14 protein-coding genes are annotated in these 17166 nt (G+C 28.9%); 7 read left to right on the forward strand and 7 right to left on the reverse strand.

What is annotated here, in order from left to right; translation table 11 throughout:
* Positions 1-5 precede the first annotated feature (5 nt).
* From EU96_RS00775 to EU96_RS00760, 5 genes are all read left to right on the forward strand, one after another.
* Positions 6-3635 (forward strand): UvrD-helicase domain-containing protein, encoded by a 3630-nt coding sequence (locus EU96_RS00775; RefSeq protein ID WP_032527471.1) that lies wholly within the window; start codon positions 6-8, stop codon positions 3633-3635.
* Between the two features lies 1 nt (position 3636).
* A complete protein-coding gene (locus tag EU96_RS00770) occupies positions 3637-5340 on the forward strand; it encodes an AAA family ATPase (protein ID WP_032527472.1) in 1704 nt (567 codons plus the stop codon).
* Between the two features lie 138 nt (positions 5341-5478).
* Positions 5479-7260 carry a DEAD/DEAH box helicase gene (locus tag EU96_RS00765; protein ID WP_032527473.1) on the forward strand — a complete coding sequence of 594 codons (1782 nt, stop codon included), beginning with the start codon at positions 5479-5481 and terminating at the stop codon, positions 7258-7260.
* Between the two features lie 9 nt (positions 7261-7269).
* On the forward strand, positions 7270-7545 hold the full coding sequence (locus tag EU96_RS0109490; protein ID WP_032527474.1) for a hypothetical protein: 276 nt from the start codon (positions 7270-7272) through the stop codon (positions 7543-7545).
* Between the two features lie 30 nt (positions 7546-7575).
* Positions 7576-9348: an ABC transporter ATP-binding protein gene (locus EU96_RS00760; RefSeq protein ID WP_032527475.1), complete on the forward strand. Its 1773-nt coding sequence runs from the start codon at positions 7576-7578 to the stop codon at positions 9346-9348.
* Positions 9349-9361: 13 nt separating this feature from the next.
* On the opposite strand, the gene psbP is transcribed toward EU96_RS00760, so the two are convergent.
* Positions 9362-9919 (reverse strand): photosystem II reaction center PsbP, encoded by a 558-nt coding sequence (psbP, locus tag EU96_RS00755; protein WP_032527476.1) that lies wholly within the window; start codon positions 9917-9919, stop codon positions 9362-9364.
* A gap of 103 nt (positions 9920-10022) precedes the next feature.
* Between psbP and recR the strand changes: the two genes are divergently transcribed.
* Both recR and lipA read left to right on the forward strand, forming a co-directional pair.
* The gene (gene recR / locus EU96_RS00750; RefSeq protein WP_032527477.1) at positions 10023-10622 is read left to right on the forward strand and encodes a recombination mediator RecR; all 600 of its coding nucleotides are present in this window, start codon (positions 10023-10025) and stop codon (positions 10620-10622) included.
* A 3-nt stretch (positions 10623-10625) separates the two neighbouring features.
* Entirely contained in the window at positions 10626-11525 is a 900-nt protein-coding gene (gene lipA / locus EU96_RS00745; protein WP_032527478.1) for a lipoyl synthase, read from the forward strand.
* Here the strand turns inward: lipA and EU96_RS00740 are convergent.
* Genes EU96_RS00740 through lysA form a run of 6 tightly spaced genes read right to left on the reverse strand, consistent with a single transcriptional unit; the run spans position 11522 to position 17095 of the window.
* The gene (locus EU96_RS00740) at positions 11522-12022 is read right to left on the reverse strand and encodes a hypothetical protein (protein ID WP_032527479.1); all 501 of its coding nucleotides are present in this window, start codon (positions 12020-12022) and stop codon (positions 11522-11524) included. The two genes, lipA and EU96_RS00740, sit on opposite strands and share 4 nt — an antisense overlap.
* Positions 12023-12033: 11 nt before the next feature.
* Positions 12034-12966, reverse strand: a complete 933-nt coding sequence (trhO, locus tag EU96_RS00735) for an oxygen-dependent tRNA uridine(34) hydroxylase TrhO (RefSeq protein WP_032527480.1) — start codon at positions 12964-12966, stop codon at positions 12034-12036.
* Positions 12963-13970: a biotin synthase BioB gene (gene bioB / locus EU96_RS10070; protein WP_032527481.1), complete on the reverse strand. Its 1008-nt coding sequence runs from the start codon at positions 13968-13970 to the stop codon at positions 12963-12965. The genes trhO and bioB overlap by 4 nt, the downstream gene beginning before the upstream one ends.
* Positions 13971-13976: 6 nt before the next feature.
* Positions 13977-14780, reverse strand: coding sequence for an isoprenyl transferase (locus tag EU96_RS10075; RefSeq protein WP_032527482.1), 804 nt, complete (start codon positions 14778-14780; stop codon positions 13977-13979).
* 3 nt (positions 14781-14783) lie between these two features.
* Positions 14784-15692: a diadenylate cyclase CdaA gene (gene cdaA, locus EU96_RS00720; RefSeq protein WP_032527483.1), complete on the reverse strand. Its 909-nt coding sequence runs from the start codon at positions 15690-15692 to the stop codon at positions 14784-14786.
* A gap of 35 nt (positions 15693-15727) precedes the next feature.
* Positions 15728-17095 (reverse strand): diaminopimelate decarboxylase, encoded by a 1368-nt coding sequence (gene lysA / locus EU96_RS00715; RefSeq protein WP_032527484.1) that lies wholly within the window; start codon positions 17093-17095, stop codon positions 15728-15730.
* Positions 17096-17166: the final 71 nt, after the last annotated feature.

Genomic DNA, 17166 nt, shown 5'->3' on the forward strand with positions numbered 1-17166 from the left:
AAGATATGGATATTAATCAAATCAAATTAGATAATAAATTTAAATTAATAGAAGCAAGTGCAGGAACTGGTAAAAGTTTTACTTTGGCTCATTTAGTTTTAAGAAATGTTTTGGAGAAAAAATTTAAACCAGATGAGATACTATTATTAAGTTTTACAAAAAATACTTGTTCTGAATTAAGAGAAAAAATACTTTCTAGATTTAAAAATTTAAAATTATTTTTGCAAAATGAAAATCTATCTCAGTTAGATAATACTCTTAAGGATTGGTATCTAAAATTTAAGGATAAGGAAGATTCTAAGGAGAAAATTATATCTGAGATTGAAAATTTTATTAATGAAATTTATAAGTTAAAAGTTACTACATTCCATGCTTTTTGCAATAATATTATTGATGAATATAGTATTGAAATTGGTTTAACTCAAGATCCATGCATTGAGAATAATAAAGATAATTTGTATAAAGATGTAATAGATAATTTGTGGATCGATGATTTTCTAAATCTTCATCCAGAACTAATTTCAGCAGTTAGCAAAAAAAAAATAAGTTCTAGATTTGGTAGTAGACTAAATAAGTCATTTTTTTTAGGAATTTTAAAAAATATAGATCAAGAAAATATTTGCAAATTTAAAATAAATAATAAATATAAGATTATTAATATAACTAGTTATTTAAATGAATTTTTGTATTTTGCTTGGAATGAGTTTTGCGTTGAATGGAATAAGAATGGAAAGGAATTATTTTTGCAACTTATAGAGTTGGGTAAATTAATTAAGGACTGTGGAGGTAAAAGTCAAATATATTCAGCAAAACCGAGAAATGATAAGTTTAATCAAATAATTTGTTGGATTGATGAGATTAACAAAAGGCTTGATTCAAAAAATGTTATTGGTTGTGTATTTGATATTTCTAATGATTATGATCTTTTATTTAAATATTTTTATAAAGAAAATATATCTAAAGAAATTAATAAAAATAATCTAAAATTAGATTTTTCTAAATTTAATTTACTACAAGATAAAATTTATAAAATAAAAGAAGGTTTCTATACCGAATTTGTAAGAATATTTACCCAATTAGCCTATATAAAGTTAATTGAATCAAAAAAAAGGTTTTCTATTTTTAACTTCAATGATCTTATAAAGACTGTAGAAAATAAATTTCTAGATTCAGAACTTAGTAATAATAGTACTTTATCTCAAATTCAAAAACGATTTAAATGTGTCTTAGTAGATGAGTTTCAAGATACAGATAATATTCAGTGGAATTTAATAAAAAAGTTCTTTAATACAAATAATCATTTTTTACTTTGTGTAGGTGATCCAAAACAAGCGATCTATAAATTTAGGGGTGGAGATATTGAAACTTACTTAGATGCAAGATCTAATGCAATCGAAGTTTTTAATCTTACAGATAACTATAGATCTTCAAAAAAGTTACTAGATCTTATTAATAAAATTTATAAAAATGGACTTAAAAAATCAGAACTAAACTATAGGAAATTAACCTCTAGAATAAACGAAAATATTAATTCTGATTTTAAATTTAAAGCCCCATTTGAAATTGTAGAATTTTCAAAAAAAGATAATGATATAGAGGATATTGTAACTCGTTACATAGTGAATTTTATTTTAAATAATAAAGAAATAGATATTAATAAAATTGCGATTCTTACCTTAAATAATTCGCAATGCTTAGATTTGAAAAACAAATTACTTCAGTTTAATCTCCCATGCAAAATTCAAAATAAACAAAATGTTTTTGATACAGAGGCAAGTAGTCTACTATTTTTATTCATTGAATGTTTATTACATCCTAGGCTTTATAAAAATATAACTTTGCTGGCAGCTTCAAAAATTATAGAAATTGATTTAGAAGAATTAGTTGATTATGGAATTAGTAATAAGTTAGAAATTTTGATTAATCAATGTATTACTTGGTCTAAGGAACTAAGAGAAAAAGGGTTTTTAAATATTGTTAATGAAATTCTTATAGACTACAAGTCATCCTCGATTTTGCAAGATTCAGATTTGAATTCAGATTTATTTCAACTTTCAGAAATTGTTGAAATAGAATTAATCAATAATGATTTTAATCTAAATAAAGTTTTTAAATGGTATAAAAATCAGTTAGATCATTCTTTAAGAATTTGTACTGGAGAAGATTTTTCTAAGAAAGATTATAATCCTCAAAATGGAATTAATCTTTATACTATCCATAGTAGTAAGGGTCTTGAATTTGAAATAGTTTTATGCCCATATTTATCAATTATTTCTAATAAATCAAGTAAAATTAAAGGCCCTATTTGGAAATCAAATTTTGATAGAAACATATACATTAATATTTCTAATAACTACGAGAAGGTTGAAAAATTTAAATTAAAAGAAGAAATAGATTTATTAAAAGAGAGTGAGAGGTTAATTTATGTAGCCCTTACAAGGAGTAAATATAAACTTATAGTTTTTAATGATTTAGAAGATAAAAATAATATTTTAAATAATGATTTACTTTCTAATTTGGAAAATATTAATATTTATAAGTCTACTTTTGAAGATATTATAGACAAGGATAAAATTAAAGAAATTTTTGCTAAGTTCCAAATTAAGGGATTGAATAATAATCTTTGGAAAATAGATAAATTTAATAAAAAAATATCTAAAAAATCTACTTCTGATCAATTGATTTCTTATTCAAGTTATTCTTCATGGATAAGGAAAGATAAAAATATTGATGCAGCTATTAATCAATATAAGGATTATGAAGATAATATCTCAATTATTAAAGAGTCTAATTTTACTAAATCAAATAATTATCCTAATTATTTTTCTCATCCAAATCCTCTAAGTGAATTCCCAAAAGGAACTATTGCTGGTACTTGCTTGCATAAAATAATAGAAAGGTTTGAATTTAGAAACGATAATAATCAAGAATTAATTGATTTAATTATTGAAGAATTGAACTTTCATCAAATCGATACTTCTTTGGCCTTTAAAGTAAAAGATGCGATTTTAAGAATTATAAATATATCTTTAGGAAGTGAATTACAAAATAAGAAACTAGTTGATATTCCAAATAAAAGCCTACTTAAGGAGGTTAAATATGATTTAACTCTATCTTATGAAGGTAGATATTTAAATTCTCAGGATATATCAAAATGCTTTCTTTTAGATCAGCAATATGAATTTGGTGAAGAATATGCAAACAAAATAAATGATTTAACAATTATGAATAAAGGCTTTCATTCTGGATGTATTGATTGTGTTTTCCCAGTAGGAAATACATTAGAAGATAGTAAATGGTGGGTAATTGATTGGAAAAGTAATTTTATTTCTGGAAGGGATAAGAGTGATTGTTTACCAATAAATTATGACTATGAAAATATGAGAAATGAAATGATTAAACATCATTATCCCTTGCAATCACATCTTTATTTATTAGCATTGCATAGACTATTAAAGTGGCGATTTAAAAATTATCAACCACATCAACATCTAGGAGGATATATTTATTTGTTTTTAAAGGGATTGCCAGATTTTGAATTATTTGAAAAATCAAATTCTAAAGATATATCTCCCGGTGTTTTTATTAGCAAGGCACCTTTAAAAAGAATTAATTATCTAGATAACCTTTTTTAGAATGAGTAAACCAACTACTGATATTGAGAAGTTCCAATATGATCATGTATTTAATTTAATCTTAGGTATTTTTAAATTTAATGAAGAAAAATATGGTAATTTCGTAAAAGATGCAATAAAGATTTTATTAGAGTTTGAAAAAAATGGAGAAACTATTGTTGATGTAGATAATAGTTTAATAATCTTTGAAATATTGGAAGATGGATGGCCAAATAAACATTTAGAAGTTCTAAAAGATATAGGTTTGACAGGTTCCATTAATTCTCCATTCGTATTAGTGGATAGGAAATTATCCCTTGCAAAATGGTCAAGAAAGATAGATAGAGTTATTAATTCCTTTTTAAAAAAAATAGATAACGATATTTTAATTAATTCGATAATTTCTGAAGATGATAATAAAATAGATCAAATTAAAAATATATTTGAAAAATCAAACTTAGTTTTACTTCAAGGAGGACCAGGGACAGGTAAAACAACTTTAATAATAAATTTCATATTAGAACTCCTTCAAGTTGATAAATTTTTAAATATAGGCATATCAGCTCCCACAGGTAAAGCTACAGCTCGTCTAAAAGAATCTCTTAATAATCAAAAAAATATTTCTATTACCAAATTTTTAGATCAAATAGAATTTCAAACTTTACACAGATGGATTCTTAATTCTAATAATAAATCTCTTAATTTGAAATTTAAACTAAAAGAACTAGATATTTTTATAATTGATGAAATGTCCATGGTAAATATAGATTTGATTGAATCAGTTTTAAGTTTACTAGCAAAGGATTGCAAAATTATTTTAGTTGGAGATAAAAATCAATTATCCCCAGTTAATAATTGCTCTATATGGAATTATTTATTTGAATATTTTGATAATAGTTTAATTAAATCTTGTATAATAAATTTGAATAAAACTTATAGAAATATTGGAGATGTAGCATTAATTAGTAGTTTAATATTTAAAAATGATGATTCTTTACTTAATCAAAAGATTAGAGAATTAGAAAAAGATAATAAATCAAAAGAAGTTACTATTACAAAAAGTAGAGAAAAAGATATTCCAAAAAATCTATTTAATTCAATTACAAGTTATCTAAATAAGTTAAATCATTCAACTACAAATTTAAGTAAAAAAAAATATATATTTGATGAATGCATTGATAATTTAATGGTTAATGAAAAAGATCTAGTAGAAAAGATATTTCTGGATTTGCAAAGTCACTTGTTTTTATGTGAAAAAAATACTGGAATATGGAGTGTTGAATATTTGAATGAAGTAGTTTTTGGTCAGAAAAAACCCTATGACCTCAAAATTCTTAACGAGGGTGTTCCCATCATGTGCACAAAAAATAATAATGAACTTGGATTGTCAAATGGAGATATCGGTGTCCTTATAGGTTTAAATAATGAAAGAAAATATCTTTTTCGAAAATTTAATGATAATAACGAAGAAATTATTGAATTAATTGATCCATCTAAATTAGAAAATGTTGTACCAGCAATAGCTATTACTATTCATAAATCTCAAGGAAGTGAATCTGAGAGAGTAAGTATTTTGTGGTCCCAAAAATCAAGAAGAAATAAATATGCTGTAAAAGAGCAAAAAGATAATGAAAATATCTTTTGCAGTGATAATTATGAAAAAAGGTTGCTTTATACTGCAGTTACAAGAGCGAAGAAATTTCTAGAAATATATTATTTAAATTAAATCTTATTTTTAAGAAATTAGTAAGATTTTAACCCCAAGATGTTAGATTAATAATTCGGCTCTGTAAGGCGAGTCAACAATTTAAATAAATTTAGATATTTGTTGAATGCCTGATCAGAAGATAATTAGGCATTTAATGTGGCTTCAAAAAAAGATGCAAACTCAGTTGATAATGGTAAGGAAAAATTCCAGAATGATGATGTTTCCCTACTTGAGTTAAACAACTTAGAAAACAAAACAGAAATCGAATCTCAACCATTGGAAGTATTAAAAGGGAATGATAATGAGAATGGATTTCTTGATTTTGGGTTTAATCAATCGATCTTAAATTCGTTAAGAAATAAAGGATACAAAAATCCAACTCCTATCCAAAAAGCTGCTATTCCGGAACTTATGTTAGGCAGAGATTTATTAGGGCAAGCTCAAACTGGAACAGGCAAGACCGCAGCTTTCGCATTACCATTAATAGAAAAACTTGCAGATAATAAAGAATTAAATGCCAAGGTTTTAGTTATGACTCCTACTAGAGAGTTGGCAACTCAAGTTGCAGAATCTTTTAAAAGTTATAGTTCTGAATCTAGTAATTTTAAGACAGTTGCAATATACGGAGGCACCGACTACCGAAATCAAATTTCTGCATTGAAAAGAAAAGTTGACGTAGTAGTTGGAACCCCTGGCAGAATAATGGATCATATAAGGCAGGGCACTTTTAAAATTAATGGCATAAATTGTCTTGTTTTAGATGAGGCCGATGAAATGTTAAATATGGGTTTCCTTGAAGATATTGAATGGATAATAGGTCAACTTCCGGAGAATAAACAGATGGTATTATTCTCAGCAACAATGCCTAATGAGATTAGAAACATAGCAAAAAAACATCTAAATGATCCCGCCGAAATATTAATCAAGAGTGTCAAAAAAGAAACTCAATTAATTTCACAAAAATTTCTATATGTTCAAAGGCATCATAAGTTAGATGCCTTAAAAAGAATATTAGAACTTAATAATGAGGGCGTAATAATTTTTGTAAGGACAAAACTACTTACAACTTCAATAGCTGAAGCTCTAGAAAATTCAGGTCATACTGTTGCAGTGCTTAATGGAGATATCCCTCAAAATCAGAGAGAGAATACTGTAGATAGATTAAAAAAAGGATTTATTGATATCCTTGTAGCAACGGATGTTGCAGCTAGAGGATTAGATGTTGAAAGGATAAAGCTTGTAGTTAATTATGATTTTCCTTTTGATAAGGAAACATATACTCATAGAATTGGAAGAACTGGCAGAGCAGGCAGATCTGGAGAGGCAATTTTATTTGTTAATCAAAGAGAAAAACATTTTCTAAGAAACTTAGAAAATTCAACAAGAACTAAGATTGAAGAAATTAATATACCAAGTAATAAAAAAATAAATGAAAAAAGGATGGAGAAACTCATAGAGAATGTTAATGAGAGTTCTTTAGCAAAAGAAGAAAATGAAGAAAATAAAGCTTTGATTATTGATGTATTAGATAATTTAAAAGAAAAACACTCTATGGATGACTCCAATATTGCAATGGCGGCGATTAACCTAGTAATAGGTAATAAGGCATTTTTTGTTAATGAAGATGATTCTTGGATTCATAAACAAAATAATATTGATCGAAATAGATCAAATAGAAATGGTAATAATCGTTTGAGAAATTCAAATAGAAGAAATAATTATCAAAATGATTCTTTTGAAACCTATAAATTTAACTTTGGTAAATTTGATGGAGTTAGAGTTGCAAATATTATATCCTCAATCTGTAATACCACTAATATTAATGGTAGATCAATAGGTAAGATTCAGATTTTTAATGATTATAGTTTGGTTGATTTGCCTAGAGATCTACATGCAGAAACTAGAAATAAATTAAAAAAAATCAAAGTAAGAAACTAAGTATAAATCATGAAAGATAGCATATATAAATTCGCTTTTTTTGTGAATCTGATGATTCTATACAACTCTTTCAATAGCCATTATTTAGCCCAAACAAAACAAAATTCAATAATAAAATTATTTTGTCTTCAAAGTGTCAAAGAGGAGATGTTGAAAGCAGAAATAGAATATATTGAAGAAATTGCAAATGAAACTTGTGAATGTTATTACGAAGAATTTATGCAAACGGCAAGTCATCAAGATGCCAAAAATAAATGTAAATTAAAAGCTCAAGAAAAATTTTAAATTTTAACTTAAAAAATTAATTTCTACTTCATGAGATCTAAGAACAATAAAAACCCAATAATTAGACTTTATTTTAATCTTATTGAAGAAAGAAAATTACTATTTTTTGCTTTTTTTAGTTCCATAATTAATAAAATATTAGATTTGGCCCCTCCTGTAATAATTGGTCTTGCAGTAGATATCGTTGTAAAAGAACAGAATTCATGGATTGCTGGTTTTGGTATAAAAGAAGTTCCAGCACAATTAATTTTCCTTGCATTTGTATCAGGAATTGTTTGGTCTGGTGAATCTTCCTTTGAATATTTATATTCGGTTTTATGGAGAAATTTGGCTCAGCTATCGCAACATAAATTAAGAATAAAAGCTTATGAACATATACAGAAATTAGATATGCACTTTTTTGAAAGCGATAATACTGGAAGGCTATTATCTATTTTGAATGATGATATAAATCAACTCGAGAGATTTCTAGACCAAGGGGCTAATCAGATTATTCAGTTATTCATAACTGTCTTAATAATTGGTGGCACTATGATTTTTGTCGCTCCAAAAATTGCTTTATTTGCTTTCTTTCCTATCCCAATAATATTTTTAGGATCAATTAACTTTCAAAAGAAGCTTGCTCCAAAATATAAAGATGTAAGAAATAAAGCTGGACTGCTGGCGTCAAGACTTAATAATAATTTAAGTGGAATTCTGACTATAAAAAGTTTTACTAAAGAAAAATGGGAACTTAATAGATTAAATAAAGAAAGTCTCTCTTATCAAAGAAGTAATAAGGCAGCAATAAAATTATCCTCAGCATTTATCCCTCTTATAAGATTTGCAATCTTATTTGCATTTATAGCAATTCTATTAATTGGAGGTTTCCAAACTTGGAATAAAACTCTTGATGTTGGTACTTACAGTTTTTTAGTATTTATTACACAAAGACTATTATGGCCTTTAACTACTTTGGGACATGTTTTAGATGATTTTCAAAGATCTATGGCATCAATAAATAGAGTAATTGATCTTATAGATACGCCTATAAAAATAAAAGATGGGAAAATAAAAATTGAACCTAAAGATGTTAAAGGACAAATAATTTTTAATAATGTAAATTTTAATTATCCTGGAAGAGATTTAACTTTAAAAAACATAAATTTCAAAATTGAAAAAAACTCCACATTAGGAATTGTTGGTTTAACAGGTTCAGGAAAAAGTACAATAATAAAGCTACTCCTTAGGATTTACGATAGTAATAATGGGTTAATAACCTTGGATGGCATTTCCATTAAAGAAATTAATTTGAGGGATTTAAGAAAGTGTATATCTTTAGTTAGTCAAGAAACTTATTTATTTCACGGCACAGTGCAAGAAAATATTGCTTATGGCTCAATTAACCCAAGTTTTAAAGATATCATTAAGGCATCAAAGATTGCAGAAGCTCATAAATTTATTGAACAATTGCCACACGGTTATAAAACTATAGTGGGAGAAAGAGGTCAAAAGCTCTCAGGCGGTCAACGCCAAAGAATTGCATTAGCGAGAGCTGTTTTAAAGGATGCTCCAATATTAATATTGGATGAAGCTACCGCCTCAGTTGACAATGAAACAGAGGCGTTAATTCAAAAATCATTATCTAAAATCACAAAAGAAAGAACAACCATAGTAATAGCTCATAGATTAAGCACTATAAAAAATGCGGACAATATTATTGTTATTGATCAAGGTAAAATAGTTGAAAGTGGAGAACATGAAAAACTATTAGATCAGAACAAAATATATGCAGAATTGTGGAATGTTCAAGTAGGTATATAAAAATATTCTAAAACTATATTAAGAAGTTAAATGATTCAATTACATTACTAAATAATCCATCAACTTTATTCCATCTCTCTTCATTTGTTCCTACAGCAAAAGTATAAAGTGTTCCTCTATCAATTACGACAGTAGCCAGTTCGTGTCTTGCCTGTTCATTTAAATTTAATTCATACTCTAAATCATAAAAAATATGATTTGATGCTTCCCTCTTGTTTGCATTAATAAGTTTCACCTCTCTACCTGAACCCTCAGGAGCAATGACTTTGTCTATTAATGTTTGACCTACTTCAATTGGGCTTCCCAATTGCTCTAATTCCACGTCTTTATTTACATCAGAAATTACTAAACTTAATGTTTCATTACTATTTATTAAATCATGATAAATAATTTCAGGTCCTCCATCAACTTTCACTCTAGACCATCCTGTTGGATACAAAAAGGCATATCTTCCATCAGGGCTTTGATAAGCTTCTAATCCCGCATTGAGACCTCCACTACAAGAACTAAGTGTTAAACACAAAAAAATTAAAAATAAAAATTTGAATGGGTTAAATTTAATATTTTTCATGTTGTTTGAAATTACTAACTAAAAACATAATAAGACATTAAAAGCAAACAATTATGGCAATTCAGAATTTTGCGTCTAAATTATTCCTAGAAATAGTTTAATTTTGATTACTTATACCAAACCACTTTCAAAATTAATTGGTCATTTTGAGAAATTTCCAGGAATTGGTCCAAGAACAGCGCAACGATTAGCCTTATTTATTTTAAAACAACCTGAAAGCGCAATAAGGGATTTTTCAAAGGCTTTATTAGAAGCTCATAGTAATGTTGGACGTTGTAAAAAATGCTTTAATTTGACTTCAGAGGATGAATGTGAAATTTGTAGAAATACTGAAAGAAACCAAAAACTGATCTGCGTAGTAGCAGAAACCAAAGATTTGCTTGCTTTGGAACGAGCTAGAGAATTTAAAGGTGTCTACCATGTTATTGGTGGTTTAATATCTCCAATGGATTCTGTTGGTCCTGAACTCTTAGAAATAAGGAGCTTAGTAGAACGAGTTAGTAAGTCTGAAATAGATGAGATTATATTGGCATTAACTCCCAGTGTTGAGGGAGATACAACAAGTCTTTATATTGGAAAATTGTTAGCCCCTTTTACAAAAGTTACGAGGATTGCATATGGCCTCCCAATGGGCAGTGAACTTGAATATGTGGATGAAATTACACTTGCGAGAGCCTTAGAAGGAAGAACAAAACTTAATTAGACAATGAGAAATGATAATCTAATCAAGAAAGAAAAAATCTTAAGACTTCCCTCTTGGATAAAATTTCCTATTAGTAAAGCTTCAGAGTTCGAAAAAATACAAACACTCATCAAAAAATCAAATATTCATACTATTTGTGAAGAAGGAAGATGTCCAAATAGAGCAGAATGTTATGCCTCAGGAACTGCCACTTTCTTACTCGGTGGATCGATATGTTCTCGTTCTTGTGCTTTTTGTCAGGTAAATAAAGGTAGACCTAGTTCTATCAATTTTGATGAATGTACTCAAGTCGCTGAAGCAGTTAAAGTACTAAATTTGAAATATGTTGTTTTAACATCTGTAGCTAGAGACGATCTCCCTGATCATGGTGCAAATTTATTTATATCTACAATTGATGAGATTAGAAAAATCGATTCAACAATTAAAATAGAAGTTTTAACTCCTGATTTATGGGGTGGGGGCAAGAATTGTGATGAAACTAACAACCTTCAGACTGAGAGATTGAAGATGATTTTAGAAAAAGATCCAATTTGCTTTAATCATAATCTTGAAACAGTTGAAAGACTGCAAAAAGAAGTTAGGAGAGGTGCGAATTACAAAAAATCCCTTAGTTTACTAAAAAAGTCAAAAGATATTGCTCCTCATATTCAAACTAAATCAGGCATTATGTTAGGTCTTGGGGAAACATTGGATGAAATAAAAAATACAATTTATGATCTTAAAAAAATAGATTGTGATCAAATTACAATCGGCCAATATTTAAGGCCCTCATTAAATCATTTGGCAGTTAAGAAATATTGGGATCCATCAGAGTTTGAATATTTATATCGCTTCTCTAAGGAATTAGGCTTCAAGAAAGTATCTTCTGGCCCCTTAGTTAGAAGTAGTTATCATGCGGGTTAACTTTCTTCAATTAAAGAAAGTTTCTTTTCAAGTTTTTTCAATATGGAAATACATTCCCCGTTCATAAGTGTACCTGCCCCTCCCCAAACCAATCTTAATAAAAGATCTACTGGGCTAGAACCAACTTCTTTCACAATTTTGAAGCCTATTAACTTGAAATATCTTACAAGTTTTTTACTATATCCTTCACTATCAAAAATAGCTAAAAGTCTTGCTTTGTTGCTTGATTTTTTTTCAATTGCCCAAGCCATAGTTGTTGCCCATATTAATTCCGAAACAAAAGCAGGCGCTTTACTAAGGATTCTTAATGTATCAAGCTGAATGCCTTGTTTATTTAAATAAGTCCAGCCTTTCATTTCGGCCCAAATTTTAATGATGTTATCTTTCTGTTCTGCGATAACGATTCTAAAGAAGCATAATCCGAGAGTTTCTCTAACTTGAATTTTAATTAATAATCCAATGGTAGCTGCTAGTTTTTCTAATTCTTCAACTTTCATGATTTTGAAAATTAGTCCTTATGGGTTGTATGACTTTCCACTTTTAATCTGTCCATCTGTTTTTGTCTTTCTTCAAACCTCTTCCTATCATCATCACTGAATTGATCTATGCAGAAATGACATTGGATACCCTTTCTATATTCTTTTCTTTTTTGATCTTGAATTGAAACTGGCATTCCACATGCATGACAAATGGAGTAGGAGCCTTTTTCTAATTCTTGATCTAAAGCAACTCTTTTATCAAAAACATAACATTCACCCTCAAATAAGTTTTCTTCTTTTGGTATATCATCAAGGTATTGAAGGATACCCCCTTGTAGGTGATAAATATTTTTATAACCTTTATTTTTCAGCAAACTAGTAGCTTTTTCACATCTGATACCGCCGGTACAAAACATTGCTATATTTGTAGATTCTTTATTTTCTAAATGATTATCTAAATGATCATCTACCCAACTGGGGAACTCGCTAAAGTTTCTAGTATTTGGGTTTATAGAATTTTGAAATGTTCCTATAGAAACCTCATAATGATTTCTAGTGTCAATGATTACTGTATCTTTATTTTTAATTAACTTATTCCATTCAGCTGAGTCAATGTAAGTTCCATTATCTTGCGAAGGGTTTATTCCATTGATGCCCATGGTAACTATTTCTTTCTTGATTTTTATTTTTAATTTTTTGAAGACTTTCTTTTTTGAAAAGTTCACTTTCATATTCAAATTTCTATTATCTGTATATTTGTTAAGTAAATTGATAACAATATCAATTACATTTTTCGCCGCACAAATAGTTCCATTAATACCCTCACTTGCAAAAATTAATAAACCTGAAAGATCGTTTTCATTTTCGATTTTTAATAATTTATTTTTGAGATCAAGAATTAAGTTTTCTTGAAATGGGAAGAAAGAATAAAGAGAAACTATTTTATAATTTTTGCCTTTCATAAAGAAGATAATGTTTTTTCACAATTTTCAAAATCGTTGTTATATGATACTCCAACTTCTTTAAGAAGTTTTCTATCTGATTGAAAAGATGGATTTGAAGTTGTAAGTAATTCATCTCCATAAAAAATTGAATTTGCCCCACATTGAAAACATAAAATTTGGGCTTCTTTTGAAAGCTTTTCTCGCCCTGCGCTTAATCTTATTTTACTTTTAGGCATAAGAATTCTGGCTGTAGCTATCATCCTTATCATTTCAATAGAATCAATTTCTTGATTATCTTCTAAAGCTGTACCCTCAATAGCTACTAATGAATTTATAGGAACACTTTCAGGGTGCGGATTCATGTTTGAAAGCACTTCCAAAAGTGATGCTCTATCGCTATAAGTTTCACCCAAACCTATTATTCCTCCACAACAAACATTTATTCCGGCATTTCTAACTCTTTTGATAGTATCTAGTCTGTCTTGATAAGTTCTAGTCGTGATAATATTTTTATAATGCTCAGGACTAGTATCAAGATTATGGTTATACGCGGTCAAACCTGCATCAGCTAGTCTGGATGCTTGTTCTTCTGTAAGCATCCCAGCAGTAACGCATGCTTCCATTCCTAAATCTCTTACACCTCTAACCATCTCTAACATTGCATTAAAAGATTTTCCATCTCTAATTTCTCTCCATGCCCACCCCATACAAAACCTATCTGCACCCTCATTTTTTGCTATTTGAGCTCTTGCTAAAACCTCATCAACTTGAAATTGTGGATGACTTTTGATTTCGCTAGCACTATAGATTGATTGGCTACAGTACGAGCAATTTTCTTCACAGCCTCCAGTTTTTACGCTGAACAATGATGCTAATTGAATGTTGTAGTTGTTAAATTTCCTGTGAACTATTTGTGATTCCCACATTAAATCAATTAGAGGCATATTAAGTATTCCCAATATCTCCTTTCTATCCCAATCGAATCTAATTTCGCTGTATGAATCGTTATTCGACTTATTCATTTTTTATTATGAAGAACATTGAGAATCTTTAAAAGATTCATTTGGTAATGATTCTATACCGCCGAAACGTCTATTCCTTGATTGGTAATCAATTATTGCTTTGAGAAATTCATTCTCATTGAACTCTGGCCACAGTACGTCAGATATATAAATTTCTGAATAAGCTAATTGCCACAAAAGAAAATTACTGAGCCTTTTTTCTCCACTAGTTCTTATAAGTAATTCTGGATCCTTAATACCTCGAGTTAATAACTCTGAATTAAATAATTCTTCATCAATTGCACTTGGTTTTATTTTCCCAGAAGAAGATTTTAAGGCTAGTTCTTTTGCTACTTTTACTATTTCTTGTCTACCTCCGTAATTGACACAAACATTGAATAAAAATTCATTGTTGTTTTTAGTTAAAGATTCTGAACTAGAGATTATTTTTTTTAAATTTTCTGGGAAAGGAGTCAAATTCCCAATAAATTTTATTTTTGTTGATTCTTCATTTATCTTTTTAATTTCGTTTTTCAAAACTTCGCTAAAAAGATTTATGAGGAAATTAACCTCTTTTGTTGGTCTTGTCCAATTTTCAGTTGAAAAAGCATAAACAGTAAGTACTTTACAACCTAAATTTTTTGAGACTTTGATAATTTCTTTCAATACATTAACGCCTTGCTTATGACCAAATGATCGAGGTAACCCTTTTTTAGTAGCCCATCTCCCATTGCCGTCCATTATTATTGCTACATGTTCTGGCACTTTTTGTTTATCTATTTTCATGTATAAGTCATTATTTTTATCTCCTATCATTTTTCCTAAACTCATTAGTTAATCCTTTTTGTTATGGAAGATTTCTGATTTCTCGGTCTCTTTTTCATTGAAATCACTGATTATATTATCACTTAGGTTTGATTTTTGGGATGCACTATTTTTACCTAAAGATGATTTACTTGTCCCCATAGAGTTTGGATTCCCAATCAAATTTACAAGAAGTTCTTGCAACCTGCTACTTGTAATTGGTCTTTCAAGTTTACCCTGGTTAGCTAATGATAACGTACCTGTCTCCTCTGAAACAACAATACAAATACACCTGTCAAATCTTTCGGTAATTCCTAATGCAGCTAGATGTCTTGTTCCGTATCTACTAATTCCTTGCCTTGATAGCGGAAGTATTACACCAGCAGATATTATTTTGTTCCCTTTCACAAGAACTGCCCCATCATGTAAAGGTGTATCTGTTGCAAAAAGATTTATCAAAAGATCAGTTGACAATTGTGCCTCAATTTTTGTACCTGAGTATAAAAAATCTTCCGGCCTTAAATCACTCCCTAAATCTACAACGATTAGAGCACCTCTTCTATTCTGGGAGAGTTTACCTGCAGTATCAACTAACTGGGTAATTGTTGTTGACGTTGCTCTAAATTCCTTTGGTGGATTTCCTAGCAATACAGCTAGTCTTCCAGTGCCTAATAATTCCATTAATCTTCTTAATTCTCCTTGCCAAAGGATTGCCAGTGAGAGAGAGCAAGCAAGTACTACAGCATCAATTAATTTTGATGTTAATGGAAGGTATGCATATCTTTGAATAAACCATGCGGAAGAGACTAAAAACAAATATCCTCTTAGAAGCCATAATGTCCGTTGTTCTTTTACTCTAGAGAATAATAAAAGTCCAAATCCAATAGCGAATAAGACATCTAAGAAAAGCTTTAAATTTATAATCCCCCAGAAATTCACTCTAAAAACAAAAATTTATTTAAATGTACCTAATTTTATTTAATAAAGCGATCAGGCAAGACATCATATTTTAAAAGATCAAATGGACTTTCTCTTTTTTGAATAATCTCTGCTTCACCTCCACACACTAAAAGAGCTGCGGGTCTGGGAATTCTGTTGTAGTTAGAACTCATTGAATTATTGTAGGCACCAGTACCAAATACACATATAAGATCTCCTGTTTTGCAATTTGCTAGTTCTATCTCTTTAAATAATACATCTCCTGATTCGCAGTGTTTGCCTGCAATAGTATATTTACTTTTCGAATTAATATTAAAGGGGTTATTTACTAAACATGCAGAATAATTTGATTGATATGTTATCGGTCTTGGATTATCACTCATCCCACCATCAACAGACAAATATGTTCTGATTCCAGGAATTTCTTTAAATGAACCGATTTTATAAATTGTTATTCCTGCTGTTGATACGATAGATCTTCCAGGCTCACACATTAAAGTAGGTAAATCTAAATTGTGATTATTACAAGCTTTAACGACAGATGTGGAAATTGTTTTTACCCATTCGTCAATCGAAGGGGGGTCGTCATTTTCTGTATATTTAATTCCTAAACCTCCGCCTACATTCAATTTTTCAATATCATGGCCAAATTTTTTGGCTTCTAAAATAACATTTACCATTATTTCTCCTAGATCCTTATGTGGGGCTAGTTCAAAAATCTGGGAACCAATATGAGCGTGTAATCCTTTTAATTTTAGATGTTTTGTATTTCTGATTCTGTCGAATAAAACATTTAAATATTCAATTCCGAAACCAAATTTGCTATCAAATGATCCAGTTCTTATGTACTCATGTGTATGACATTCTATCCCAGGAGTAAAACGAATCATTATTTCTAAATCACTATTAAATGAATTTGAGATTTCCTCTAATCTCTCTAGGTCATAATCATTATCCACAATCACTTTAATGTTATTTCTAACTGCAAACTCTATTTCTTTGTCTGATTTATTGTTCCCATGAAAAACAATTTTTTCATTTGGGACCCCACCTTTTAGAGCAGTTAATAGTTCTCCTTCTGAAACCGCATCAAGTCCTAAGCCCTCTGATGAAACAAGGTTACTCATGAAGATAGAACTATTTGCCTTGGAAGCATAAATGGGCAGAGATTTTCCTGGATAATATTTTTCTAATGCTTTTTTGTACGCTCTACAAGAGTTTCTTAAGGTGATTTCATCTAAAATGTAAAGAGGAGAATCATATTTTTTAACTAATTCTTCAATGGAACATCCACCAATTGATAACTTCCCATCACTTCCAATGGATGTAGTAATAGGTACAATATTTTTATTTGGACTTTCTAGGTCAATTTTTTGTTTTAAAAAGGATTTTTTTTCTTCCATGCGAGAATTCTAAGTAAAATTATTATAAAATTGTCATCATTTATAATTAAATAATTTCAAATTTTTTGAGA

Source organism: Prochlorococcus marinus str. MIT 9302 (genome assembly GCF_000759975.1).
Taxonomy (GTDB): domain Bacteria; phylum Cyanobacteriota; class Cyanobacteriia; order PCC-6307; family Cyanobiaceae; genus Prochlorococcus_A; species Prochlorococcus_A marinus_M.

Excerpts from the sequence above, each read along its gene's own strand:
- lysA (WP_032527484.1), bottom strand. The coding sequence starts at position 17,095 with ATGGAAGAAAAAAAATCCTTTTTAAAACAAAAAATTGACCTAGAAAGT.
- EU96_RS10075 (WP_032527482.1), bottom strand. The coding sequence starts at position 14,780 with ATGAGTTTAGGAAAAATGATAGGAGATAAAAATAATGACTTATACATG.
- EU96_RS00775 (WP_032527471.1), top strand. The coding sequence starts at position 6 with ATGGATATTAATCAAATCAAATTAGATAATAAATTTAAATTAATAGAA.
- psbP (WP_032527476.1), bottom strand. The coding sequence starts at position 9,919 with ATGAAAAATATTAAATTTAACCCATTCAAATTTTTATTTTTAATTTTT.
- EU96_RS00770 (WP_032527472.1), top strand. The coding sequence starts at position 3,637 with ATGAGTAAACCAACTACTGATATTGAGAAGTTCCAATATGATCATGTA.
- trhO (WP_032527480.1), bottom strand. The coding sequence starts at position 12,966 with ATGAAAGGCAAAAATTATAAAATAGTTTCTCTTTATTCTTTCTTCCCA.
- bioB (WP_032527481.1), bottom strand. The coding sequence starts at position 13,970 with ATGAATAAGTCGAATAACGATTCATACAGCGAAATTAGATTCGATTGG.
- lipA (WP_032527478.1), top strand. The coding sequence starts at position 10,626 with ATGAGAAATGATAATCTAATCAAGAAAGAAAAAATCTTAAGACTTCCC.
- EU96_RS0109490 (WP_032527474.1), top strand. The coding sequence starts at position 7,270 with ATGAAAGATAGCATATATAAATTCGCTTTTTTTGTGAATCTGATGATT.
- EU96_RS00760 (WP_032527475.1), top strand. The coding sequence starts at position 7,576 with ATGAGATCTAAGAACAATAAAAACCCAATAATTAGACTTTATTTTAAT.
- EU96_RS00740 (WP_032527479.1), bottom strand. The coding sequence starts at position 12,022 with ATGAAAGTTGAAGAATTAGAAAAACTAGCAGCTACCATTGGATTATTA.